The organism is Amycolatopsis xylanica (assembly GCF_900107045.1).
GTDB lineage: Bacteria > Actinomycetota > Actinomycetes > Mycobacteriales > Pseudonocardiaceae > Amycolatopsis > Amycolatopsis xylanica.
In genome coordinates, this window is record NZ_FNON01000004.1 from 853,575 (window position 1) to 876,863 (window position 23,289).

The 23,289-nt window shown below is 68.8% G+C and carries 16 protein-coding genes and 1 tRNA gene; 8 read left to right on the forward strand and 9 right to left on the reverse strand.

Features of this window, described 5'->3' with window-relative positions; genetic code table 11:
* Positions 1–35: 35 nt before the first annotated feature.
* The 3 genes from tnpB to BLV57_RS22845 are packed head-to-tail and all read left to right on the forward strand — an operon-like array spanning position 36 to position 3,386.
* Positions 36–1,421, forward strand: coding sequence for an IS607 family element RNA-guided endonuclease TnpB (gene tnpB / locus BLV57_RS22835; protein ID WP_091291828.1), 1,386 nt, complete (start codon positions 36–38; stop codon positions 1,419–1,421).
* A gap of 4 nt (positions 1,422–1,425) precedes the next feature.
* On the forward strand, positions 1,426–1,815 hold the full coding sequence (locus tag BLV57_RS22840; RefSeq protein WP_176968751.1) for a globin: 390 nt from the start codon (positions 1,426–1,428) through the stop codon (positions 1,813–1,815).
* Entirely contained in the window at positions 1,815–3,386 is a 1,572-nt protein-coding gene (locus BLV57_RS22845; RefSeq protein ID WP_091291831.1) for a glycoside hydrolase family 13 protein, read from the forward strand. The genes BLV57_RS22840 and BLV57_RS22845 overlap by 1 nt, the downstream gene beginning before the upstream one ends.
* Before the next feature lie 60 nt (positions 3,387–3,446).
* Here the strand turns inward: BLV57_RS22845 and BLV57_RS22850 are convergent, their stop codons facing one another.
* Positions 3,447–4,874, reverse strand: a complete 1,428-nt coding sequence (locus BLV57_RS22850) for an LVIVD repeat-containing protein (RefSeq protein ID WP_176968752.1) — start codon at positions 4,872–4,874, stop codon at positions 3,447–3,449.
* Between the two features lie 87 nt (positions 4,875–4,961).
* Here BLV57_RS22850 and BLV57_RS22855 point away from each other — a divergent pair, with 87 nt between their 5' ends.
* A complete protein-coding gene (locus BLV57_RS22855) occupies positions 4,962–5,594 on the forward strand; it encodes a DUF305 domain-containing protein (RefSeq protein WP_091291832.1) in 633 nt (210 codons plus the stop codon).
* Positions 5,595–5,645: 51 nt separating this feature from the next.
* Here the strand turns inward: BLV57_RS22855 and BLV57_RS22860 are convergent, their stop codons facing one another.
* The 7 genes from BLV57_RS22860 to BLV57_RS22890 form a co-directional block, all read right to left on the reverse strand.
* On the reverse strand, positions 5,646–6,290 hold the full coding sequence (locus BLV57_RS22860) for a DUF8010 domain-containing protein (RefSeq protein WP_091291834.1): 645 nt from the start codon (positions 6,288–6,290) through the stop codon (positions 5,646–5,648).
* The gene (locus tag BLV57_RS22865; protein WP_091291836.1) at positions 6,283–6,702 is read right to left on the reverse strand and encodes an acyl-CoA thioesterase; all 420 of its coding nucleotides are present in this window, start codon (positions 6,700–6,702) and stop codon (positions 6,283–6,285) included. The genes BLV57_RS22860 and BLV57_RS22865 overlap by 8 nt, the downstream gene beginning before the upstream one ends.
* Positions 6,699–11,660 (reverse strand): NAD-glutamate dehydrogenase, encoded by a 4,962-nt coding sequence (locus BLV57_RS22870; RefSeq protein WP_091291837.1) that lies wholly within the window; start codon positions 11,658–11,660, stop codon positions 6,699–6,701. Before BLV57_RS22870 ends, BLV57_RS22865 begins: the two co-directional genes overlap by 4 nt.
* 165 nt (positions 11,661–11,825) lie before the next feature.
* Positions 11,826–14,699 carry an ATP-binding protein gene (locus tag BLV57_RS22875; protein ID WP_245757460.1) on the reverse strand — a complete coding sequence of 958 codons (2,874 nt, stop codon included), beginning with the start codon at positions 14,697–14,699 and terminating at the stop codon, positions 11,826–11,828.
* Positions 14,700–14,773: 74 nt separating this feature from the next.
* Positions 14,774–16,450, reverse strand: coding sequence for an energy-dependent translational throttle protein EttA (gene ettA, locus BLV57_RS22880; RefSeq protein WP_091291839.1), 1,677 nt, complete (start codon positions 16,448–16,450; stop codon positions 14,774–14,776).
* A 103-nt stretch (positions 16,451–16,553) separates the two neighbouring features.
* Complete coding sequence (locus BLV57_RS22885; RefSeq protein ID WP_091291841.1) at positions 16,554–17,027, reverse strand: single-stranded DNA-binding protein; 474 nt, start codon at positions 17,025–17,027, stop codon at positions 16,554–16,556.
* Positions 17,028–17,195: 168 nt separating this feature from the next.
* Positions 17,196–19,184, reverse strand: coding sequence for a bifunctional copper resistance protein CopD/cytochrome c oxidase assembly protein (locus BLV57_RS22890; RefSeq protein ID WP_091291842.1), 1,989 nt, complete (start codon positions 19,182–19,184; stop codon positions 17,196–17,198).
* Between the two features lie 36 nt (positions 19,185–19,220).
* Between BLV57_RS22890 and BLV57_RS22895 the strand changes: the two genes are divergently transcribed.
* A complete protein-coding gene (locus tag BLV57_RS22895; protein WP_091291844.1) occupies positions 19,221–19,889 on the forward strand; it encodes a histidine phosphatase family protein in 669 nt (222 codons plus the stop codon).
* Here BLV57_RS22895 and BLV57_RS22900 read toward each other — a convergent pair.
* The gene (locus BLV57_RS22900) at positions 19,833–21,017 is read right to left on the reverse strand and encodes an MFS transporter (protein WP_245757461.1); all 1,185 of its coding nucleotides are present in this window, start codon (positions 21,015–21,017) and stop codon (positions 19,833–19,835) included. The two genes, BLV57_RS22895 and BLV57_RS22900, sit on opposite strands and share 57 nt — an antisense overlap.
* A 91-nt stretch (positions 21,018–21,108) precedes the next feature.
* On the opposite strand from BLV57_RS22900, the gene BLV57_RS22905 reads away from it, so the two are divergent.
* The 3 genes from BLV57_RS22905 to BLV57_RS22915 all read left to right on the forward strand — a co-directional run bounded on the left by BLV57_RS22905 (position 21,109) and on the right by BLV57_RS22915 (position 23,052).
* Complete coding sequence (locus tag BLV57_RS22905; protein WP_091291846.1) at positions 21,109–22,188, forward strand: LacI family DNA-binding transcriptional regulator; 1,080 nt, start codon at positions 21,109–21,111, stop codon at positions 22,186–22,188.
* A 152-nt stretch (positions 22,189–22,340) separates the two neighbouring features.
* Positions 22,341–22,730, forward strand: a complete 390-nt coding sequence (locus BLV57_RS22910) for a peptidase inhibitor family I36 protein (RefSeq protein ID WP_091291847.1) — start codon at positions 22,341–22,343, stop codon at positions 22,728–22,730.
* 248 nt (positions 22,731–22,978) lie between these two features.
* A tRNA-Arg gene (locus BLV57_RS22915) sits at positions 22,979–23,052 on the forward strand.
* Positions 23,053–23,289: the final 237 nt, after the last annotated feature.

Genomic DNA, 23,289 nt, shown 5'->3' on the forward strand with positions numbered 1-23,289 from the left:
GGGGTTGTCGGTGATGGCCAGTATGGTCACGTCTTGTGAGCAAGGTGTTGCAGGCGTATCGGTTCGCACTTGATCCGGGCGTGGCGCAGGAGTCGGCGTTGCGGTCGCACTGTGGCGCGCAGCGTTTCGCTTTCAACTGGGGCTTGGCCCAGGTAACAGCGAACCTCGCCCAACGGAACGCGGAAGCCTCCTACGGGTTGGAGGGCGATTCCCAGACCGCGCCTATGAGCTGGTCAGCCTACGACCTCCGCGAACGTTGGAACACTGTTAAAGCCGAGGTCGCGCCGTGGTGGCGGGAGAACTCCAAAGAAGCCTATGCCTCAGGACTGGCGAACCTGGCCACGGCGTTGACGAACTGGAAGGATTCCCAGACGAGCAGGCGGAAAGGAGCTGGAGTCAGGTTTCCGCAGTTCAAGGGTAAGCGAGCGGTATTGTCGTGTCGTTTCACCACCGGCGCCTTCGGGTTGGTCGACCGAGACCGCAGACACGTGAAGCTGCCGCGGATCGGGGTTGTCCGTACCCACGAGTCCACCCGAAAGCTCGCCCGGCAAGTTGCACAGGGCAACGCCCGCATCCGTTCAGCTACGATCACCTTTCGTGCGGGACGTTGGTTCTGTTCGTTCTCCGTCGAGATCGCTCGCACTGACCCCCTACCTGCACGACCGGACACGGTCGTCGGGGTAGACCTCGGCATCAAATCTCTCGCAGTGCTCTCCACCGGCGAGCGAGTGTCCAACCCGAAACACCTCGAAATCGCGCAGCGCGAGCTACGTCGACTGCAACGGCAAGCCATGCGCCGCTGCGGCCCAGACAAACGCACCCAGCAGAAACCGTCACAGCGGTGGCGTCAGACCCAAGCCCGTATTGCGAAGCTCCACGTCCGGGTTGCCAACGCGCGCCGGGACGGACTGCATAAGCTCACCATTCGCCTGGTTCGGAGTTTTGGCACGGTGGTACTGGAGGATCTCAGTGTTTCCGGCATGCTCCGCAACCACAGGCTGGCCCGTCGCATTGCCGGAATCGGCATGGCCGAGTTCCGGCGCCAAATGACCTACAAGACCGCTTGGTCTGGAGTGCGGCTGCACATCGCCGATCGGTGGTATCCCAGCTCCAAGACCTGTTCGGGCTGCGGCGTCGTGAAAGCCAAGCTGCGCCTATCCGAACGCATCTACACTTGCGAGAACTGCGGTCTTACCCTGGACCGTGACCTCAACGCCGCTCGCAACCTCGCGGGTCTGGCCGAGTTGTCCTCCCCGAGTTGCGGGGCGACACGAAACGAGCCCGATGGAAACCCACATCAGACCCGGCTGGTTCGGGCAGCGGGTATCGCCACGGGAAGACCCACACACGGTGTGGGCCAACGCCGACACGGCAACGCGTCGGCTCGGGACACACCTCAACGATTCCTGAACGGACAATGAACCCGTGACCTCTCCCGGTGAAGTGAGCCTGTACGAAGCGATCGGCGGTGAGCCGACGTTCCGCGCGATCGTCGCGCGGTTCTACCAGGAGGTCGCGGCCGACGAGGTGCTGCGGCCGCTGTACCCCGAGGAGGACCTCGGCCCGGCCGAGGAGCGCTTCCGGCTGTTCCTCATGCAGTACTGGGGCGGCCCGCACACCTACTCCGACCAGCGCGGTCACCCTCGGCTGCGGATGCGGCACAACCCGTTCAAGATCGGCCCGATCGAGCGCGACGCGTGGCTGCGCTGCATCCGGATCGCCGTCGACGAGGTCGGTGTCGAAGAGCCTTACCGGGCACAGCTATGGGCTTATCTGGAGATGGCGGCGCACAGCATGATGAACAGCTTCGTCTGATGAGACGCGCGGGCAGGGGGCCGCAAGGGGAACAGGCGTGGTGGCGCGAAGCCGTCTTCTACCAGGTGTACGTGCGGTCGTTCGCCGACTCCGACGGTGACGGGGTCGGCGATCTGGAAGGCATCCGCGGCAGGCTCGGCTATCTCGAGCTGCTCGGCGTGGACGCGATCTGGCTGACGCCGTTCTACACCTCGCCGATGGCCGACCACGGCTACGACATCGCCGACCCGCGCTCGGTCGACCCGTTGTTCGGCAACCTGGCCGATTTCGACGCGCTGGTCGCCGACGCGCACGCGCGCGGCATCAAGGTCACCATCGACCTGGTGCCGAACCACACCAGCAACACGCACACCTGGTTCAAGTCGGCGATGGCCGCCGGGCCGGGCAGCCCGGAGCGCGACCGGTACATCTTCCGCGACGGCAAGGAGGACGGGCCGCCCAACAACTGGGTCAGCTCCTTCGGCGGCCCGGCGTGGACGCGGGTCCCCGACGGCCAGTGGTACCTGCACCTGTTCGCCGCGCAGCAGCCGGATCTCAACTGGGCCAACCCGGAGGTGCGCGCCGACCTGGAGCGCACGCTGCGGTTCTGGCTCGACCGCGGCGTCGACGGTTTCCGCATCGACGTCGCGCACGGCATGGCGAAACCGGCCGAGCTGCCGGACATGGACCCGAGGGCGCAGCCGATGGTCGCGACCGGGTTCTACGACCCGCGGTTCGACAACGACGGCGTCCACGAGATCCACCAGATGATCCGCAAGGTGCTCGACGAGTACCCGGGCACCATGGCGGCCGGCGAGCTCTGGGTGAGCGACGAGGAGCGGCTCGCGAAGTACCTGCGGCCGGACGAGCTGCACCTGGCGTTCAACTTCAAGCTGGTGCTCACGCATTTCGACGCCGACGCGCTGCACGCGGCCATCGAGCGGTCACTGGCGGTCCCTCAGGCCGCCGGCGCGCCCGCCACGTGGACCTTGTCCAACCATGACGTGTGGCGCCAGGTGAGCCGCTACGGCGGCGGTGAGCAGGGTGTCCGGCGGGCCAGGGCGATGGCGCTCGTCGAGCTGGCGCTGCCGGGCGCGGTCTACCTCTACAACGGCGAAGAGCTCGGCCTCGGCAACGTCGACGTGCCCGTCGAGGCGATGGCGGATCCGCGCGCGAAGACCGCGGGTCCCCAGCACAGCCGGGACGGCGCGCGCGTGCCGATCCCCTGGGAAGGCGACGTGGTGCCGTTCGGGTTCTCCCGCAACGCGCGGACGTGGCTGCCGATGCCCGCCGACTGGGCGGGTCTGACGATCGAGAAGCAGCTCGAAGACCCGGATTCGACGCTTTCCCTGTACCGCCAAGCCGTCGAGCTGCGGCACGAGCACGCGGCGTTCAGCGGCGACGAGATCGAGTGGTACGGCGCGCCCGCCGGGTGCTTCGCGTTCCGGCGCAGCCCCGGCGGTCTCATCTGCGCGCTCAACACCTCGGCCGCGCCGATCCCGTTGCCGCCAGGGAACGTGCTGCTGTCCAGTTCGCCTTTGGTGGACGGGAAACTCCCGCCCGACTCCTCGGCCTGGCTCGTCAAGTCCTAGAACGGGATAAAGCCCGCTCAATCCCACTCCGGGATTCAGCGGGCTTTATCCCGTCTTACCTCAGAACAAGCCGTAGTGCGGCTGGGTCTGCGGGTTGAACTGGTTGTAGTGGTTGAGCTTCGCGGTGGCGGTACGCCAGTCACGCAGCTCCAGCACGTCGAAACCCTTCACGATGTCCGACGAGTAGATGTAGCCGTTGTAGTAGTACGCCGACCACGTGCCGCCGGTCTTGTTCCCGGTGGCCTCGAGCGGGCCACGCTCCCAGAACGCGATCTCCTTCGGGTGCGCGGAGTCGGTGAAGTCCCACACCGAGACGCCGCCCTGGTACCAGGACTGCACCATGTAGTCGCCGAACAGCGTCGGGATCAGCGAACCGTTGTGCGCCACGCAGTTCTCGTTCTCGGCCTGCAGGCGCGGGATCTTGAAGTAGGACTTGAACTCGAGCTTGCGCTTGTCACCGCGGCCCTTGATGTCGTAGATGCCGTCGGCGCCACGGGTGGAGCCGAACTTGGCGAGACAGGTCGCCATGCCACCACCGCCGAGCTCGTCGGTGAAGATCACCTTCGTGCCGGCGTTGTTGAAGGTGGCGCTGTGCCAGAACGCGAAGTTCGTGTCCTGCACCCGGTCCAGCACCCGGGGGTTGAGCCGGTCCTTGATGTCCCAGAGCATGCCGTCACCCATGCACGCGCCCGCCATGACGTCCTTCTGCGGGTACGAGGTGAGGTCGTGGCAGCCGGTGGTCGCCGAGCGGTTGGTGCCGTCGGGGTTCGGGCCACCGGGGTTGCCGCCGTCCGGGAAGAGCAGCGGCTTCGCGACCACGGCCGACTGCTCCGGGTGGTCGACCGGCACCTTCACGATGGAGATCTTGTCGTGCGGCGGCAGGCAGTCCGGCAGGTTCGCGGCGGGCGCGTACGACGAGACGTACAGGTACAGGTCGCGGCTCTTGTTGTCCGGCACCAGCGTGTGCGTGTGCGAGCCGCAGTCGGTCTCGACCGCCGCGACGTACTTCGGGTGGGCCAGGTCCTTGATGTTGAAGACCTTGATGCCTTCCCAGGACTCCTTGATCGACGCGGGCTGCGCGACACTGTTGCACGAGCTGTCGCTGCGCGAGCTGTCCGTCGACAGGAACAGCAGGTCACCCGAGACCGAGACGTCGTTCTGGCCGCCAGGGCAGAGCACCTGGCTGACGATCTTCGGACGGGCGGGGTTCTTGATGTCGTAGATCACGAAGCCGTCGTAGTTGCCGACGATGGCGTGGTCCTTGGTGAACGCGATGTCCGTCCCGACCGGCGACGTGAACGGCGCCTGGTGCGGGAGGTTCGCGAGCTGACGGAGATTCGGGCTGTGCACGATCTCGTCGACACCGGGGATGGCTCCCTCGGCGGTACCCGCCGGCGCGGCGACGGCACTCGACAACGCGAGTCCGGCGACCGCGGCCGTCAGTGTGAAAATCCTGGTAAGACGACGAGCGCCCCCTGGCTTACCCACGATGTGGATCTCCTCTCGACCACCTTTGCCACCCGATTATCGGATCTTTACCCTCATGGCGGCTAGCGACTATGGGAGGGTCTCAGCATGAGGAATCGTCTCGCCGGGCTCGCACTGCTGACCGCCGTGCTCGCTTCGGGCTGCGCGGGCACCCCCGCCGAAACAGAACCGACCGTGCCGGTCGTACTGCCCGGAAAGCCAGGTGACGCGGGCACGATCGTCCCCGGTGACCAGGCCAAGAAGTACGAGACGAAGCCCAACCAGGCCGACATCGACTACGTGACGATGATGATCCCGCACCACGAGCAGGCCAAGATCATGACCGACCTCGTGGCCGCCAAGTCATCGGATGAGCAGGTGCGCTCGCTCGCCGGCCGGATCGCGGTGTCCCAGGACGGCGAGGTCACGCTCATGAAGGAGTGGCTGAAGAACGCGGGCCAGCCGGTCCCCGGTCCCGGTCACGACCACGGCGGTGATCACGCGATGATGCCGGGCATGGCGACGCCCGCGCAGCTCGACGCGCTGCGCGCGGCCACCGGCAAGGACTTCGAGCGGATGTTCCTCGACCTGATGATCGCGCACCACCAGGGCGCGCTGACCATGGCCGACGGCGCGCTCGCCAACGGCGTCGACCAGAAGGCTCAGGAGATGGCGCAACACGTCGTCACCGGGCAGAGCGCCGAGATCGAGCGCATGAAAGTCATGCGAACGCGGTTCTAGCGTCGTGAGTGTTTTAGCCGGTTAGAACCGGCCGCAACACTCACGACCTCATCAGAACAGCAGCGGCAGCAGCGCGTGGCGGCGCTTGAGCACGGCGCCGTAGCGCGCGTCGATGCGCAGCCAGGAGTCCGTCGCCGTCACCCGCACGACGTCGTCGGCGACCGACGCGTCGAGGAAACCCATGCCGGACAACGCGAACAGGCAGCGCATCTGCACCTTGACCTCGACGGACTCGCCGGTCACCGTCAGCACCGCCTGGTCCATCAGCGAAGCGGGCGGCGTGCCGTGCGGGCCGACGTTGTCCTTGGCCAGCGTCACGCCCTTGTCCGCGAGATCCGAGATCACGGTCGCGGGCAGTTCGTCGACCAGCTGCCAGCGCGACGACGCGGGCAGCTCGGAGTGCCACATCATGTCCCGCGCCGGGCCTGGATCCATCACCGGCCCGCCCGCCACGGTCAGCGCGGCGAGCAGCTCGTTGCCGGAGACCGTGAGGTCCGGCGGGCTGATCTCGCCCGCGACCGCGCGGGTCGCGAGCACCTCGAACGGCGTCGACACCCAGGCCTCGACGACCGGAACGGAGCTGTCGGGACGCTGACGCAGCCGGACGAACGTGCCGCCGTCCAAGCGGACCGCGCGCGCGACGAACGCGCCGAGCGTCTCGCGGTCGGCCGCGTCGGGAATGCTGAGCTCAGGCACTACGGAGTCCCTCTTCCAGGAACACGCGTTCCTCGTCACTGAGCCTACGTGGCCGCTCGGTGACCGTGTCGAACGGTGCCAGCACGGTCTCCGCGGTCACCGCCACCTTGTCGGCCTCGGAAGGTCCATTGTGGACGCTGTAGCCGAGCGTGAAGCTCGCGAACCTGAGCTCCTTCAAGGAAAGCTCGATCCGGATGTCCTGGCCGTCCGCGATCACCGGGGCGTGGTAGTTCACCGACATCTTGACCACCACCACGCCCTTGGGCAGTTCGGTGAGGCCGGCCTTGACGGCCTCACCGAACAGCAGCGGAACGCGGGCCTCCTCGAGCAGCGTCACCATCGCGGCGTGGTTGACGTGCCCGAAGACGTCCATGTCCGACCAGCGCGGCCGGACCAATGCGACATAGGTCACCGGACGGTGCTCCGGATCTGCCTGGCCGCGACGGACAGCGTGGCCAGGTCGAGCCTGCCGGACAGCGCGATCTCCTCGAGCGCGGCGCGTGCGCGGCCGATGCGCGCGGAGTTCGTGCGCTCCCACTGGGCGATCTTCTCGTCGGCCGTGTCGTCCGGCTCGCTGTGGCGCAGCGCGTCCAGCGTTATCGCCCGCAGCGACGAGTAGACGTCGTCACGCAGCGAAAGCCGGGCGAGCGCGTGCCAGCGGTTGCCCCGCTCCAGCGCGCTGATCGAGGTGAGCATCTGGTCGATGTTCAGGTGATCGGACAGCGCGTAGTACAGCTCGGCCGTCTCGGCCGGGGTGTGCACGGTGTCGACGCCGATCTGCTGCTCGGCCAGCTCCGCGACCTCGGTGACGTCGAGCAGGCCGTAGGTGTGCAGCAGGAGCGCGACCCGGCGGGCCAGGTCCTCCGGCACGCCCTGGCCGGTCAGCTCGTCGACGTGGAGCTGCACGGATTCGGCCTCACGGCCGCGCAGCAGCTCGCCGGTCTTCGGCGCGAGCTCGCCGACGACCCGGCCGAACCGGTTGATCTCCGACAGCGCGGCCAGCGGCTGCGGCCGGTTGGTCAGGAACCAGCGCGCCGCGCGGTCGAGCAGGCGCCGGGTCTCCAGCATCATCGAGTCGGCGACGTCGGTGGGCACCACGTTGTCGAGCTTGTCGATCTCGTCCCAGATCGAGCGCAGGTCGTAGACCGCGTTGACCACCGCGTACGCGCGGACCGCGTCGGTGGCGGTCGCGTTCATCTCCTCGGAGAGCCGGAAGACGAACGAGATGCCCGCGCCGTCGACGACCTCGTTGGCCACCTGGGTGGTGATGATCTGGCGCTGCAGCGGGTGCTCGAAGATCGCCGACTCGAAGCGCTCACGCAGCGGCTTCGGGAAGTACTCCGGCAGCCGCCTTGAGAAGACCTCGGACTCGGGCAGCTCGCTGGCGAGCAGCTCGTTCTTCAGGTCCAGCTTCGCGTGCGCGAGCAGCGTCGACAGTTCAGGCGAGGTCAGGCCCTGCTCGGCCTTCTCAAGCGCCTTGAAGTCGGACCGGCTCGGCAGCGCCTCCAGCTTGCGGTTGAACGCTCCCGCCGCTTCGAGCGCGGCGACCTGGCGTTCGTGCACCGAGAGCATCGGGCCGTTGTGCGCGCGGCTGACACCGAGCACCGCGTTCTGGCGGTAGTTGTCGGCCAGCACGAGCGCGCCGACCTCGTCGGTCATCTCGCCGAGCAGCTCGTTGCGCTGCTGGTGGTCGAGTTCGCCCGCCATGACCAGGTGGTCGAGCAGGATCTTGATGTTGACCTCGTGGTCGGAGCAGTCGACACCGGCCGAGTTGTCGAGCGCGTCGGTGTTGATCTTGCCGCCGTTGCGGGCGAACTCGATCCGGCCGAGCTGGGTCAGGCCCAGGTTGCCGCCTTCGCCGACCACCTTCACGCGCAGCTCGTTGCCGTTGACGCGGACGGCGTCGTTGGCCTTGTCGCCCGCGTCGGCGTGCGTCTCGCGTTCGGCCTTCACGTAGGTGCCGATGCCGCCGTTCCAGAGCAGCTCGACCGGCGACAGCAGGATCGCCTTCATCAGGTCGGTCGGCGAGAGCTTCTCGACGTCCTCGCCCAGCCCGAGCGCCTCACGGACCTGCGGGGTGATCGCGATGGCCTTGGCCGTGCGCGGGTAGATCCCGCCGCCTTCGCTGATCAGCGAGCGGTCGTAGTCGTCCCACGAGGAGCGCGGGAGGTTGAACAGCCGCTGCCGCTCGGCGAACGTCTTCGCGGCGTCCGGGTTCGGGTCCAGGAAGATGTGCATGTGGTTGAAGGCGGCCACCAGCCGGATGTGCTCCGAGAGCAGCATGCCGTTGCCGAACACGTCACCGGCCATGTCGCCGATGCCGACGACGGTGAAGTCCTCGGACTGGGTGTCCTTGCCGAGCTCGCGGAAGTGGCGCTTGACGCTTTCCCACGCGCCCTTGGCGGTGATGCCCATGGCCTTGTGGTCGTAGCCGACCGAGCCGCCGGAGGCGAACGCGTCGCCGAGCCAGAAGCCGTAGTCGGCCGAGACGGAGTTCGCGATGTCGGAGAACGTCGCGGTGCCCTTGTCGGCGGCGACGACGAGGTAGCTGTCGTCGGCGTCGTAGCGGACCACGTTCGGCGCGGGCACGGTCTTGCCCTCGACCCGGTTGTCGGTCAGGTCCAGCAGGCCGGAGATGAGCATCCGGTAGCAGGCGATGCCCTCCTTCTGGAAGGCGTCGCGGTCGATGCCGGGGTCACCCGTCGGCGCCGGCGGGCGCTTGACGACGAAGCCGCCCTTCGCGCCGACCGGCACGATCACCGCGTTCTTCACGGCCTGGGCCTTGACCAGGCCGAGCACCTCCGTGCGGAAGTCCTCCCGGCGGTCTGACCAGCGCAGGCCACCACGCGCGACCTCACCGAAGCGCAGATGCACGCCCTCGACACGGGGCGAGTAGACGAAGACCTCGAACCGCGGCCGCGGCTCGGGCAGCTCCGGCACCGACTTCGGGTCCAGCTTGATCGCGAGGTACTCGCGGTTGTTCCCGTCGGCGTCGGTGACGTGGTAGTTCGTGCGCAGGGTCGCGGTGATGACCGCGAGCAGGCGGCGCAGGATGCGGTCCTCGTCGAGGCTGGTGACCTCGTCGATCATCTTGGTGATCTCGGCTTCCAGCTGGCCCGCGTGCGCGATGCGCTCGTCTTCCTGGCTGGTCACGTCGAACCGCACCTCGAACAGCTTGACCAGCGCGGTCGCGATGTCGGTGTGCGCGGTCACGGCACGCTGGATGTACTCCTGCGAGAACGGGCTCGCCGCCTGGCGCAGGTAGCGCGAGTAGGCACGCAGGATCGCGGCCTGGCGCCAGGTCAGGCCCGCGCGCAGCACCAGCTCGTTGAAGCCGTCGACCTCGGCGAGACCGCACCACGCGGCGTTGAACGCGTCCTGGAAGCGGACGCGCAGGTCGCCTTCCTTGCCCGCCTCGATCTGCTCCAGCACGTTCGGCGCGATACGCAGGCCGAAGTCGTAGATCCACGAACGCTTGCCGTCTTCGCGGCGCAGCTCGTACGGACGCTCGTCGACGACCTCGACACCCATCCGCTGCAGCACCGGCAGCACCTTCGACAGGGTCACGCCCTCGCCGAGCAGGTACAGCTTGAAGCGCCGCTCCCCCGGCTCCGCGTCGGCCGGGACGTAGAACGACATGCTCAGGTCGCCGTCGCCGGACAGCGCATCGAGCTGACGGAGGTCGGCGAGCGCGTCGGCCGCCTCGAAGTCCTCCTTGTAGCCCTCCGGGAACACCGCGGCGAAGCGCTGCCCCTGGTCGGTGGCCGACTCCTCGCTGAAGTTGTTCGGCTCGGAGCGCTCACGACGCTCGTTCAGGATCGCCTCGACCATGAAGTCGTCCCAGCTGCGGACGGCCGTGTTCAGGCGCTCCTGGATGTGGACGGTGTCCGGCTCGATCCGGCGCGTCGGGTCAGTGTGGACCACGAAGTGGACCTGCGCGAGCACCGTCTCGCCGATACGGGCGCTGTACTCGAGCTGGGTGCCTTCGAGCTCCTCGACCAGCACTTCCTGCATCGCCAGGCGCGAGCGCGTGGTGTAGCGGTCACGCGGGAGGAAGACCAGGCAGGAGTAGAAGCGGCCGTACGGGTCGCGGCGCAGGAACAGCCGCAGCCTGCGGCGGTCCGACAGCGTGATCGCGCCGGTCGTGGTCGCGTAGAGCGAGTCGGTGTCGGCGGAGAACAGGTCCGCGCGCGGCCAGTTCTGCAGCACTTCGAGCATGCGCTGGCCCGAGAACGAATCCATCGGGAAGCCGGCGCGGTGGATGACCTGGCGGACCCGGTTGCACACGACCGGGATGTCCAGGACGTTCTCGTGCAGCGCGGTGGTGGTGAACATGCCCAGGAACCGGTGCTCACCGGTCACCTTGCCGTTCTCGTCGAAGGTCTTGACGCCGACGTAGTACGGGTAGATCGGGCGGTGCACCGTCGACGGCGCGCTGGCCTGGGTGAGCACCAGCAGCGTCGGCGCGAGCGCGCTCGCGGCCGTGTCCGGACCGGCGGTGAGCCCGCGCGCGGCGAGCGAGTCCTGGCGCAGCACGCCGAGGCCGGAGGCGAGCACGGCACGCAGCGCGGGCTCGTCGGCCTCGGGATGCGGGTTGTCGACGATCTCGTAGCGGCGGTAGCCGAGGAACGTGAAGTGGCCGTTGGCCAGCCAGCGGAGCAGTTTGGCGCCCTCGACGACCTCGTTCTCCGGCAGCGCCGGCGGGTTGGTCTCGAGCTCCTCGGCGAGCTGGCGGGCCTGCTCGGCCATCTTCTCGGCGTCCTCGACGACCTCGCGGACGTCACCCAGCACGCTGGACAGGCGGTTGTCGAGCTCGCGGGCCCGGTTGGGGTCGGTGATGAGGTCGATCTCGACGTACATCCACGACTCGGTGTCCGCGCCCTCGGGCGGGTCGGCGGCGTCGGCGGTCGGGTAGACCTCGCGCAGCTCACCGGTCAGCTCGCGGCTGACCACCACGATCGGGTGAACGATGCGGTGCACCTGCACCCCGTCGCGCGCGAACTCGGCGGCGACCGAGTCGACCAGGTACGGCATGTCGTCGGTGACGACCTGCACGACCGTGGCCTCCCGCGTCCAGCCGTCCTCGGCGGTGGTCGGGTTGAGCAGGCGGACCGCCGGGCGGCCCGGCACCCGGTGCTGGGCGAGCTGCAGGTGCGACCGCACCGCGCCGACCAGATCGACCGGATCGTCGCCGAGCACCTCTTCGGCGGGGATGTGGCGGTAGTACAGGCGGATCAGCTCACCGATCTCCGGTGCCAACGCGGCCGCGGCGTCGATCAGCTCATCCCTGGTCTGTTCCGGACTCGTCGAGGGGCGAGTGGCGCTTTCGACGCCTTGACCGGTAGGGGACGAGACTCCCGTCGAGCTCATTGAGCAACTCTCCACTGTGCGTGATTGACACCCGTTCCGGCACGCCGATGTGCCGGACGAACCCCACCCTAGTGCGCGAGGCGGAGCCGTCTGCAAAAGACCGGGAAGTTACTCGATCACATCGGGAAACCTTGCACCGGCAAGGAAAATCCGGAATCGGTTTAGTTACTCGCCAGTTCGGTGACGGGTGCCGTCATAGGCTTCGCCGTTGGTGCGGTGCCCGTTCACCGGGCGTGGCGAACTGTCACGTTGCGACCCCAGTTGCTTGACCAGGGCGGCGGCGCTCGCGGTGCCCGCCTGATGCTCGGCGAGTGCCCGCGCGAGCAGATCGGCGAGACCGGCGTCGGCCGGAGGTTCGTCGGCCGCGATGGCCTTCGCGTAGCTGTTGTCACCGAAAGGTTCGGAACTCGGCGTCCAGCTGTCGGCATCGAAGGGGTCGAGCGCGGGCGGCATCTTCAGCCGCGGCAGCCACGGCCCGGTCGTCTCGTCGGCGTACGGCGAAGTCTCGACGGGCGGCTCAGGCTTCGGCTCGGGCGCTGGTTCAGGACGAGGCTCCGGCCGCGACGGCTCCACCGCGCTGTCCCCCGCCGGCTCGAACCGCTCAGACCCGCCCTGCGCGGGCTCGTCCGACGGCGCGCGCCGCCGTCCGCCCCCGCTGGACGAAATACCCAGCCGGTCCAAAACGGACTTGGCGGCCACCGAGCCGTGTTCCGAGTCGTGCCGCGTGGTCCTGGCAGCGGGCACGGACGGCGTGTCCCACGACCGCTCGTTGTTCTCCCACCGAGGCTCCGACGGCTCCGGCACCCGGTGCGCGGTTTCGGCGACGTCCCTGCTCACCCGGGGCGCAGGCTCGGCGGCCGGCGCGGGAGCGAGCGGAATGTCCGGGAAGTCAGGCAGCGGCGGCAGCACCGGCGGCCGGATCGAAACCCGCGTCCAGGAGCTGTCGTCGGTTTCCCTCGGCTTCGGCTCCGGCTCGGCCGCACGGTCAGGCTCACGGGCGGGTTCCGGAGCCCACTTGGACTCGACCTCGCGCCCGTTCCCGTACTCACTCGCCCACCGGGACTCCGACCGCTCCGCTTCCGGTTCCCAGTCCGGCCCGCGCACCTGCCGGGGCGCGACTTCCCGCGCCCACGGCGGCTTCGACTCACCCGCGGACGTCTGCTCCCGCCGCCAGTCCGGCTCGCTTTCGAACCGCGGCTCGGCTTCACGCCGTGACTCCGGCACGCCCCGCACGTCACTCTCACGCCGCGTCCCGGACGCAAGCCACGCATCGGCTTCACGCCGCAGCTCGGCCTCACGGCGCGCTTCAGCCTCACGGCGCGCTTCAGCCTCACGGCGTGCCTCAACCTCGCGCCGTGCATCAGCTTCACGACGCAGCTCGGCTTCACGCTGCGCCTCAGCCTCACGCCGCGCATCGGCTTCCCGTCGCGCCGCAGCCTCAGCTTCACGACGAGCCTCAGCTTCGCGCCGCGCCTCTTCCTCGCGACGCGCTTCAGCCTCACGCCGCGCCTCAACCTCGCGACGCGCTTCAGCTTCACGTCGCAGCTCGGCCTCACGTTGCGCTTCAACCTCACGGCGCAACTCAGCCTCACGCTGCGCCTCGGCTTCGCGCCGCAGGTCGGCCTCACGCCGTACTTCAGCGTCCCGCCGCGCGGCGGCCTCAGCTTCGCGCCGCGCCTCTTCCTCACGACGCGCTTCGGCCTCGCGCCGCGCTTCGACTTCACGGCGCAACTCGGCTTCACGGCGCAACTCAGCGTCGCGCTGCGACTCGACGTCGTACCGCATCCCGGTTTCGCGCTGGGCCCCGACTTCACGCCGCGTTCCCAGCTCCGGCTCACGTGCGTACCCCGGCTCCTGACGCCCGTCCGGCTTCCGCATCGCGGGCGAGAGCAGCTGGTCGAGTTCCACCGGCGCCAGCTCCCCCGCGCCGAACTGGCCGGAGAGCAGCGCGCACGCCTGACGCCGCGCCCGCACGTAAAGGTGCTCGGCCGCACGCGACCGGTGCAGGCAGTCGATCGCCTCACTCGCGTTGCCGAGACGTTCCTCGACCTGCGCGAGCTCGAGCCACAACCGCGCGGTCAGCGCGTGCAGGCCATGCCTGTCCGTGCTGTACACGGCCTCCCGCATCAACGTCGTCGCCGCGTCGCTGGACCCCGCGGGCAGGAACACCCGCGTGGCGATGGCCAGCTTCAGCCACCCCGAAGGCGCCACGGCCGCCGCCCGCATCGGAGCGTCGAGCAACGGCTGCGCGACCTCCAGCGCCATCTCGACGTCACCGCGGTCGAGCAGGGTGCACACCAGCTGCAGCGTCAGCCGGATCCGCACGAGGCCACCGTCGTCATCCGGCCGGTGCAGCCGCTCCAGGTAACCCAGCCCGGTCCGCGCGGCGTCCGCGGCGGCCGTCAGGTCGCCATGCCGCCGCCGGTGCGCCGAGATGCCCACGCGCACCAGGCCACGCAGCAGCCAGCGCGTGTCCGCGTCGAGCGTCTCGTCCGACGTGCAGAGCCTGTCCGCCTCCTGCAGCACCCGGTCCAGCTCGGCCTTCCGGCCGAACTGCGCCAGGCAGCCGACGAGGTGCGACAGGGCAGCCGCCCGATGCGCCGCCGTCAGGTCGGGATCGACCAGCACCGGTCTCAACGCGACGAGTCCGGTCAGCGGCGCGCCGACACTGCGCGCGCAAACAGCCAAGTCGATCCGCAGCCGGGCCGCGATCGCCGAGTAGCCCGCGTGCTCGGCCGCGTGCAGCGCCGCGACCGCGCGGCCGACCGTGGCCGCCCGCTCGCCGAGCCGCACCTTGGCCGAAACGACCTGGCTCTCCGCCCGGATCCACAGCTCGTCCGAGCCCGCCGCCTCGGCCAAAGCCGCGGCACGCTCCCCGAAGACCAGCATCAGCTCGGGCGCACGCAGGTACAGCGCGTCCGCCTGCTCGACGAGCCGCCGAACCGGTTCCAGCGAGCCGCCCGGGGTAGCCGCAGCCCACCCCTGCGCCGGGGAATCGGCGTAGGGATGTGATGGGACCTGCTTGCTGCTGGCTACCACGGGGGACTCCGCTCGATCTGCGAACTAGGGGCGTGCTCGCTCAGCTGTGTTGAGCCTAAAGGCAGGCACTGTCACTAGTCGCGCGTCAGCTTGCGGTGCGTCACCCGGTGCGGCCGGGCGGCTTCGGCGCCGAGACGCTCGATCTTGTTCGCCTCGTAGCCTTCGAAGTTCCCTTCGAACCAGAACCACTTCGACGGGTCCTCGTCGGTGCCTTCCCACGCGAGGATGTGGGTCGCCACCCGGTCGAGGAACCACCGGTCGTGCGAGATGACCACGGCGCAGCCGGGGAACTGCTCCAGCGCGTTCTCCAGCGAGCCGAGCGTTTCGACGTCCAGGTCGTTCGTCGGTTCGTCGAGCAGGATCAGGTTTCCACCCTGCTTGAGGGTCAGCGCCAGGTTCAGCCGGTTGCGCTCACCACCGGAGAGCACGCCCGCCGGCTTCTGCTGGTCCGGGCCCTTGAAGCCGAACGCGGAGACGTAGGCACGCGAGGGCATTTCGGTCTGCCCGACGTGGATGTAGTCCAGCTTGTCCGAAACCACCTCCCATACCGTCTTGGCCGGGTCGATACCCGCCCTGCTCTGGTCCACATAGGACAGTTTGACCGTCTCGCCGATCTTGACCTTGCCCTCGTCCGGCTCCTCGAGCCCGACGATGGTCTTGAACAGCGTCGTCTTGCCGACACCGTTCGGCCCGATGACACCGACGATGCCGTTGCGCGGCAGGTCGAACGAGAGCCCGTCGATGAGCACCCGGTCGTCGAAACCCTTGCGCAGCTTCTCGACCTCGACGACCACGTTGCCCAGCCGGGGCCCCGGCGGGATCTGGATCTCTTCGAAGTCGAGCTTGCGGTGCTTGTCCGCCTCCGCGGCCATCTCCTCGTAGCGGTCCAGGCGGGACCGCGACTTGGTCTGGCGTGCCTTGGCGTTCGACCGCACCCATTCGAGTTCGGACTTCAACCGCTTCGCGAGCTTCGCGTCCTTCTTGCCCTGGACCTCGAGACGCTCGCGCTTCTTCTCCAGGTAGGTGGAGTAGTTGCCTTCGTAGCCGACCACACGGCCGCGGTCGAGCTCCATGATCCACTGGGCGACGTTGTCCAGGAAGTACCGGTCGTGGGTGACGGCGAGAACGGCACCGGCGTAGCGCGCCAGGAACTGCTCGAGCCACAGCACGCTTTCGGCGTCCAGATGGTTGGTGGGCTCGTCGAGCAGCAGCAGGTCAGGAGCCGACAGCAACAGCTTGCACAGCGCGACCCGGCGGCGCTCACCACCGGAGAGGTGGGTGACCGGCTCGTCGGCCGGCGGGCAGCGGAGCGCGTCCATCGCCTGCTCGAGCGTCGAGTCGAGCTCCCACGCGTCGGCGTGGTCGAGCTCCTCCTGAAGCGCGCCCATCTCTTCCATGAGCTCGTCGCTGTAGTCGGTCGCCATCAGCTCGGCGATCTCGTTGTACCGGTCGAGCTTGACCTTGATCTCGCCGAGACCCTCCTCGACGTTCCCGCGGACCGTCTTCTCCTCGTTGAGCTCGGGCTCCTGCATGAGGATGCCGACGGTCGCGCCCGGCTGCAGGAAGGCTTCGCCGTTGCTGGCCTGCTCGATCCCCGCCATGATCTTGAGCACGGTGGACTTACCGGCGCCGTTCGGTCCCACCACGCCGATCTTGGCGCCGGGATAGAACGCGGTGCTGACGTCGTCGAGGATGACCTTGTCCCCGACGGTCTTGCGCACCTTTTTCATGGTGTAGATGTACTCGGCCATGCGAGCGATCGTAGTTCGGTCGCACCAGGCACTTGACGGCGGTCACCTCACCTTCGCCGATCCGTTCCCTCCGCCAGCGCGTGACGGCGCGCTCACGGCCCGCTCACGGTGAGGCCGCCGTCACTCTCGTGCCCATCCTGACGAGCGGATTCTCACCTCTCGGAGCCGCGGCGGGCCGCCAGTCGAGGAACTCCGGCTGCTCCGCCGGACGCGGCGGCGGACGGCGCGTGAGCACGACGGTGCACCGGTTGAGATCGGGCGCGACGACCGAGGCCTCAAGCTCAGGTATAGCGCTAGGCCGCCCGTCGTCGCCCGGCCCGCCGTTGGCCATCCGGCCGGTGACGATCACCGGATCACCCTGGCTCACCGACACGAACACGGACTCGCCCAGCCTGCGCCAGCACACCACCCGTACCGAGAGGTTCCGGCCGTCCACCCACAGCCCGGTCCGCTTGTCCCGGCGTCTTTCCTTGCTGCGCATCCAGAAACTGACCACGTCGTGCCCGTCGCGCGTCTGCCTGACCAGATCACTGACCACGCTGCCGACCATCGTGACCGTGGTTTCGCCGATCGCCATCGTCCTCACCTTTCGCAGTGCCGGGACGTCGTGTCCCGGGCCTGCGACCAGCTTCCCGCCGGAACGGGGCCGGGAACGGCGCCGCCGGAAATCTGTGGACAAAGAGGAGCGATGTGGACAACTCGGCCGGGCCGGGCCCGGTCCGAGCGGAATTGTCGGTGCCTTCGGCTACGATCCCTTGCCCTTGTCCGCGAGCTGCTTGAGCATCGCGTTGTAGGCGTTGAGGTCCTGGTCGCCGGTCGCCTCTTCACGGCGGTCCTTGCGCTTGGCCTCCCGCTCGTCCGCCCGCGCCCACTGCACCAGCAGCGCGACCAGCACCAGCAGCACGGGGATCTCGCCGGCGGCCCAGGCGATGCCGCCGCCCAGGCGCTGCTCGATCAGCAGGTCGCCGACCCACGGCAGCTTGAGCGAGCGGTAGAACGACTCGCCGATGACCGTCTGCATGTTCATCAGGATCACGCCGAAGAACGCGTGGAACGGCATGGCCGCGAACATCATCCCGAGCTTGCCGAGCGCCGGGATCCGGCGCGGGGCCGGGTCGACCCCGATCACCGGCCAGTAGAAGAGGTAGCCCACCAGGAGGAAATGCGCGTTCATCGCGAGGTGCGCCCAGTGGTAGTTGAGCGCGGAGTCGAACAGCCCGGAGAAATACAGCCCGTAGAACGACCCGACGAACAGCAGCAGCGCGACCACCGGATGGGTGAGGAACCGCGAGACCGGCGAGTGCACGAAGGCGAGCAGCCATTCGCGCGGACCCGGCGGGGCTCCCTTGCCCGCCGCGGGCAGCGCGCGCAACGCGAGCGTCACCGGGCCACCGAGCACGAACAGCACCGGCGCGACCATCGACAGCAGCATGTGGCTGCCCATGTGGACGCTGAACATCGCGGGCGAGTACAACCCGATCCCGGACGAAGTCGCGATCAGCAGCACGAAACAGCCGGCCAGCCACGCCACGGTCCGCCCGACCGGCCACGCGTCGCCACGGGCACGCAGCCGCCGCACGCCTGCCAGGTACAGCGCGGCGAGCACCAGCGCGAGCGACCCGTAGACCAGGTCGAACCGCCAGTCGAAGAGCAGCCGCGCGGCCGTCGGGGCGGCTTCGAGCGGGTAGCCGATGAGGAGTTCGGTGTTGGTCGGATACGTGGTCTGCGGCGGCGGTGGCGTCTTGGCCAGCGCCGACGCGAGCCCGATCGTCACGAACATGATGATCACTTCGACCGCGGCGAGCCGCAGCAGCGTGCCGCCGTTCTCGGCGACCTCACGGACCCCGCGCTGACGCTGCTGCTGGCCGAAGACCCCGAGCAGCAGCAAGGCGACGGTCTTCGCCACGACCAGCAGCCCGTAATCCGTGGTGAACAGATCGGACGGCGAGATACGGACCAGCGCGTTGACCACGCCCGAGATCGCCATGACGATCCAGCACACCAGCGCGAGCTTCGAGAACCGCTGCGCCGCGAGCGGCAGTCCCGCGCCGCGCCGCCAGCCCAGCGCGAGCAAAGCGATCAAGCCGCCAACCCACAAAGCGGCGCCGACCAGGTGGAACAGCAGGCTGTTGGTGGCCATGTCGTGCGAACCGCCGCTGGCCGAGTGCCCGGTCACGGCGACCGGGATCAGCCCGCCGACGCTCAGGAAGAACAGCACGGCCGTCCAGCCCCACGAGAGCGCGAGACGGCAGCCGAGCGCGATCAGCAACGCGATCAGCGCCGTGTAGAGCCAGGCCTTCGGCTGCTCGATGGCGTCGACCAGGTCGACGAGCGTGCGTGCCGAGAACATCTCCGTGATCGGCTTGCCAGCCCCGTCCGCGGCGCTGAACAAGATCGACGCGGTGGCCGCCACGAACCAGAGCCAGGCGGCGATCCCCGCGGTCCGCAGTGCCGCGTACCCGCTCGGCGCGAGCGTGCCCGACTCCTGCGGCGGCACCAGGAAGGCCGCCAGCAGCAGGGACCCGATGCACACCACCGAAGCCGCCTCCGCGAGCACGCGGACCACCGTCACGCCATAGCGGGTGACCAGGCCGGGGTCGGTCAGCCCGGTGATGACGGACCCGGCGCCGCCGGTCAGCGCGATCAGGCCGACGGCCACCACCGCGGCGATGACCACGCCGACCGAGAGCAACGGCAGCACGCTGACTTTGCGCTGGGGGGTTTCAGCAGACACGTCAACGAGGGTATGCCCGAGGGGTTAGATACCTGTGTGCGGATCATCCTGCTGCGGCACGCCGAGTCGCTCGGCAACGTCGACGAGCTCGCCTACACCCGGATCCCCGACCATGCCCTGCCGCTGACCGAAGCCGGTCGCGAGCAGGCGCGCCAGGCCGGGCCGGTGCTGAAAGACCTGCTGAACGGCGAGCGGATCGCCGTGTATGTCAGTCCTTATCTGCGTACGAAAGAGACACTGCGGCTGCTCGACCTAGACGGCGCTTGCGAGCGGATCGTGCCCGAGCCCCGCCTGCGCGAACAGGACTGGGGAAATCTGCAGGACCCGCTCGACCAGGAGGTCCAGAAGCAGCGGCGGCATGAGTTCGGCCACTTCTTCTACCGGCTGCCGTTCGGCGAGTCTGGCGCGGACGTCGACGACCGGGTCGCGGCGTTCCTCAGCGAGCTGAACTCCGCGGGCGACGGCCACCCCGAGACGACACTGATCGTGTCGCACGGGCTGACCATCCGCCTGCTCTGCCGCCGGTTGTTCGGCTGGAGCGTCGAGCTGTTCGAGTCACTGTCCAATCCGGACACCTGCGAGGTGCGCGTGCTCGAGCGGACGGACGCCGGGTGGGCGCTGGACCGTCCGTTCGAGCAATGGCGCGAGTCACCCGACGGGGAGGTGCAGGGCCCGTTCGCGCAGCCTGGCCCGGTGCGCGAGTAGCGCGGCGGGCGCGATGCAGGCGCCGACCAGGCCGATCACGACGAAGGACACCGACAGCGAGGTGAGCTCGGCGATGGCGCCGATCGCGGGCGGCCCGGCGAGGAAACCCGTGTAGGCGATGCCGGTGACGAAGGCGATCTCACGCTCGCCGCCGCTGCCGTCGGACCGTTTGCCCGCCTCCCCCGCCAGGCTGAGCGCGATCGGGAACGACCCGGCCAGCCCCAGGCCGGCGAGCGCGAACCCGGGGTACGCGACCCACGCGACCGGCACCAGCGCGGCCGCGAGCAGACCAGCGCCCGCCACTGCGGCGCCCAGTGCGAGCGTCTTGGTAGGGCCGAAAATACGTTGCAGCCAGGCGCCGCCGAGCCTCGCGGCGATCATCGTCACTGAAAAGGCGGAGAACGCCAGCGCGGCCGCGCCTTCGGTCATGCCATGCACCTTGACCAGCAGCATCGCCGACCAGTCCGCGGTCGCACCCTCGGCGATGGCCGAGCAGAGCGCGACGCCCGCCAGCAGCCAGAGCGCGATCCGGCGGAACGGGACCGCCCCGCCCGCCGGCGCGGATTCGGTCGACTGCGGCTGGGACTCGCCGGGCACCCAGCGCACCACCGCGGCGAGAATCGCCAGCTCGACGGCCGCGACGATGGCCAGATGCGGCGCGAGGTCGAGACCGTGCGCGGCGGCGAACGCCGAGCCACCCGAACCGACCAGGCCACCGAGGCTGAACCCGGCGTGGAAGACGGGCATGATCGCGCGTTCGGTCCGCCGTTCGACCAGCACCGCGCCCATGTTCATGGCGACGTCGACGAGCCCGACGCCGATGCCGAGCGCGAACAGCACCAGCCAGACCAGCGGCACGGTGCCCACCACGCCCAGCAGGATCGGGATGACGGCGCTCGCCGCGCCGGCGATGATCATCACGCCGCGTGCGCCGATCCAGGTCATCAACCTGGCCGAGAACGTCGTGGACACCACCATCCCGACGCTCGCGCCGAGCAGCGCGAGCCCGATCGCGCCGGGACCGGCGTGCACCTGATCCGCCAGTGCGGGCACGCGGGTCGCCCACGAGCCGTACACGCCGCCGTTCAACGCGAACACGACGAAAACCGCGATCTTCTGCCGATCCAAGCCGGTGCTCCCTCCAGTGAACCCCCTTGCCCCAGAATGACTGAAGCGCTTCAGAAAGTCCACCCGTTTTCGCGCGCACTAGACTTGCCCGGTGACCAGCCCCCGACGTCGCCGCCCGACGCTGGACGACGTCGCCGAGGCGGTGGGCGTCTCGCGGGCGACGGTGTCCAACGCCTACAACCGGCCGGACCAGCTCTCCGCCGTCCTGCGCGAAGAGGTGCTCAAGGCGGCGAAGAAGCTGGGCTACACCGGCCCGAATCCGACCGCGCGCAGCCTCGCTACCAGCCGCACCGGAGCGGTCGCGTTCATGCTCGACGCCGGGCTTTCGGCGGCGTTCTCCGACCCCGCGCTTTCGGTCACCCTCGACGCGCTCGCGACGGCGATCGACACCCAGGGGCACGCGCTGCTGATGCTGCCCGGTGAGGAGGGCGGCCCGCGCGCCGACCGGATATTGGCCGCGCAGGCGGACGTGGCCGTCGCGTATTCGCTGGCCGACGACGCGCCCGCGTTGCGCGCGGTCCGCGACCGGGGGCTGCCGCTGGTGGTCATCGACCAGCCGTTCGCGCGGGGCGCGGCCAGGGTGAGCGTCGACGACCGGGGCGGTGCGGCGGCCGCCGCGAAGCACTTGCTGGAGCTTGGGCACCGGCGGTTCGGCATCATGTCCGCCCAGTGCCTCGCCGCGCCGCGTGGTGGCGAGATGACCATCGAGACGGCACTGAACAGCCGGTACCGGGACAACCGCGACCGGCTTTCCGGGTACCTGGACACGCTGTCCGAGGCCGGCGTCCCGGCGTCGGACGTGGCGATCTGGGAGACCTCGGGACTGTCCATCGAGGACGCGACGCCGGGCGCGCGCGGCCTGCTGGACCGGCCGGACCCGCCGACCGCGTTGCTGTGCATGTCCGATCAGCTGGCGCTGGCGGCGGTGAGCGTCGGCAAGCAGCTCGGCCTCGAAGTGCCGCGCGACCTCTCGGTCATCGGCTTCGACGACGCGCCGCCCGCGCGCTGGTCGACGCCGCCGCTGACGACGGTCCGCCAGGATCTGGTCGGCAAGGGGCGGATGGCGGGCGAACTGGTACTGCGGCTGCTGGCGGGTGAGCGGCCGCCGCCGCCCACGACGCTGCCGGTGGAGCTGATCGTGCGCGGCTCGACCGGCCCTAGCACTCGCTAACGCGTTTCGCAATAGGCGTTTCGCGATCTGTGGACAACCGGGTTAACTGAAACTACTTATCCACAGAAGTAGAAATGCGGGCTGACAATCCCCTCTCGCCGGGTCATCGTGGAATCACGACATTCGCACCGCAACCGAGGGGGAATCCCATCATGGAAACACGTTCGCTCAAGCTCCGCGCCTACCTGCCCCGCATGCTCGCTTTGACGGCGTCTTGCCTGATCGTGGGCAGTGGCGTCGCCCAGGCGAGTACTCCGCCACCGGAGTTCGCCTGCCTGAAAGGTGAATTCTGCGCCTGGACCGATGAATTCTACGGCGGCAAGATCACCCGATTGGATTTACGCACGGCCAATCCCGAGGAATGCGTCCCACTACCCGCCGATTTCGACGGCCGCGCGTTCGCCAATCGGCTGGATCGCCTGATCACCGTCTATCAGGGCCGGGACTGCTCGACCGAAGGCGACTTCACCACGTACCCGGGAGGAGGGACCTTCGTGCCACAGGCTCCGTTCGTGGCCAGAGCCATCCAGATCTGGGAGTGACCGGCTGAAAGCTGGGTCAGGCGGTAGTTCGCTCCTGGGCACGGACGCAGCAGAACACCGCCTGACCCGGGCCGTCCGCGCAGCGGCCCACCCCCGCGGGCGCGCCGCGCCGCCCCACCCGGCGCGCCCGCGGGCCCAGGTCAACGACAGTTCCCGGCCAATGTGAAACGATTCGGCGGTGTCGAGCGATCGAGTGGATGACGGTGACTAAGCTGCTTCCGGGTGACCCGCAGCCGTCGCCGCCGCCGGCCCTCGTAGCTCAGCTGGATAGAGCAAGAGCCTTCTAATCTCTAGGTCGCAGGTTCGAGTCCTGCCGAGGGCACATATACCCTGGTCACAACCGTGGCCAGGGCAGACCACAGATGTTCGGTACCCACTCTGACCGGATCTCAAACCAAGAGATTTCCGCCCATGGTCCGACCGTGGCCGCACCCGGCGTTCCCGGTCCATGCTGGGCTATCACGCTGGTTCTTAGCCTTGCTACATAACTCGATCGGATGGCCAGTGACCCGAATCACGGCCACCCGGATTCACAATTCTGGGTAGTCATTCAAATACG

What these genes read in the sequence shown, in the direction of transcription:
- BLV57_RS22910 (WP_091291847.1), top strand. Translation starts at nt 22,341, where the DNA reads ATGGAAACACGTTCGCTCAAGCTCCGCGCCTACCTGCCCCGCATGCTC.
- BLV57_RS22855 (WP_091291832.1), top strand. Translation starts at nt 4,962, where the DNA reads ATGAGGAATCGTCTCGCCGGGCTCGCACTGCTGACCGCCGTGCTCGCT.
- ettA (WP_091291839.1), bottom strand. Translation starts at nt 16,450, where the DNA reads ATGGCCGAGTACATCTACACCATGAAAAAGGTGCGCAAGACCGTCGGG.
- BLV57_RS22845 (WP_091291831.1), top strand. Translation starts at nt 1,815, where the DNA reads ATGAGACGCGCGGGCAGGGGGCCGCAAGGGGAACAGGCGTGGTGGCGC.
- BLV57_RS22885 (WP_091291841.1), bottom strand. Translation starts at nt 17,027, where the DNA reads ATGGCGATCGGCGAAACCACGGTCACGATGGTCGGCAGCGTGGTCAGT.
- BLV57_RS22870 (WP_091291837.1), bottom strand. Translation starts at nt 11,660, where the DNA reads ATGAGCTCGACGGGAGTCTCGTCCCCTACCGGTCAAGGCGTCGAAAGC.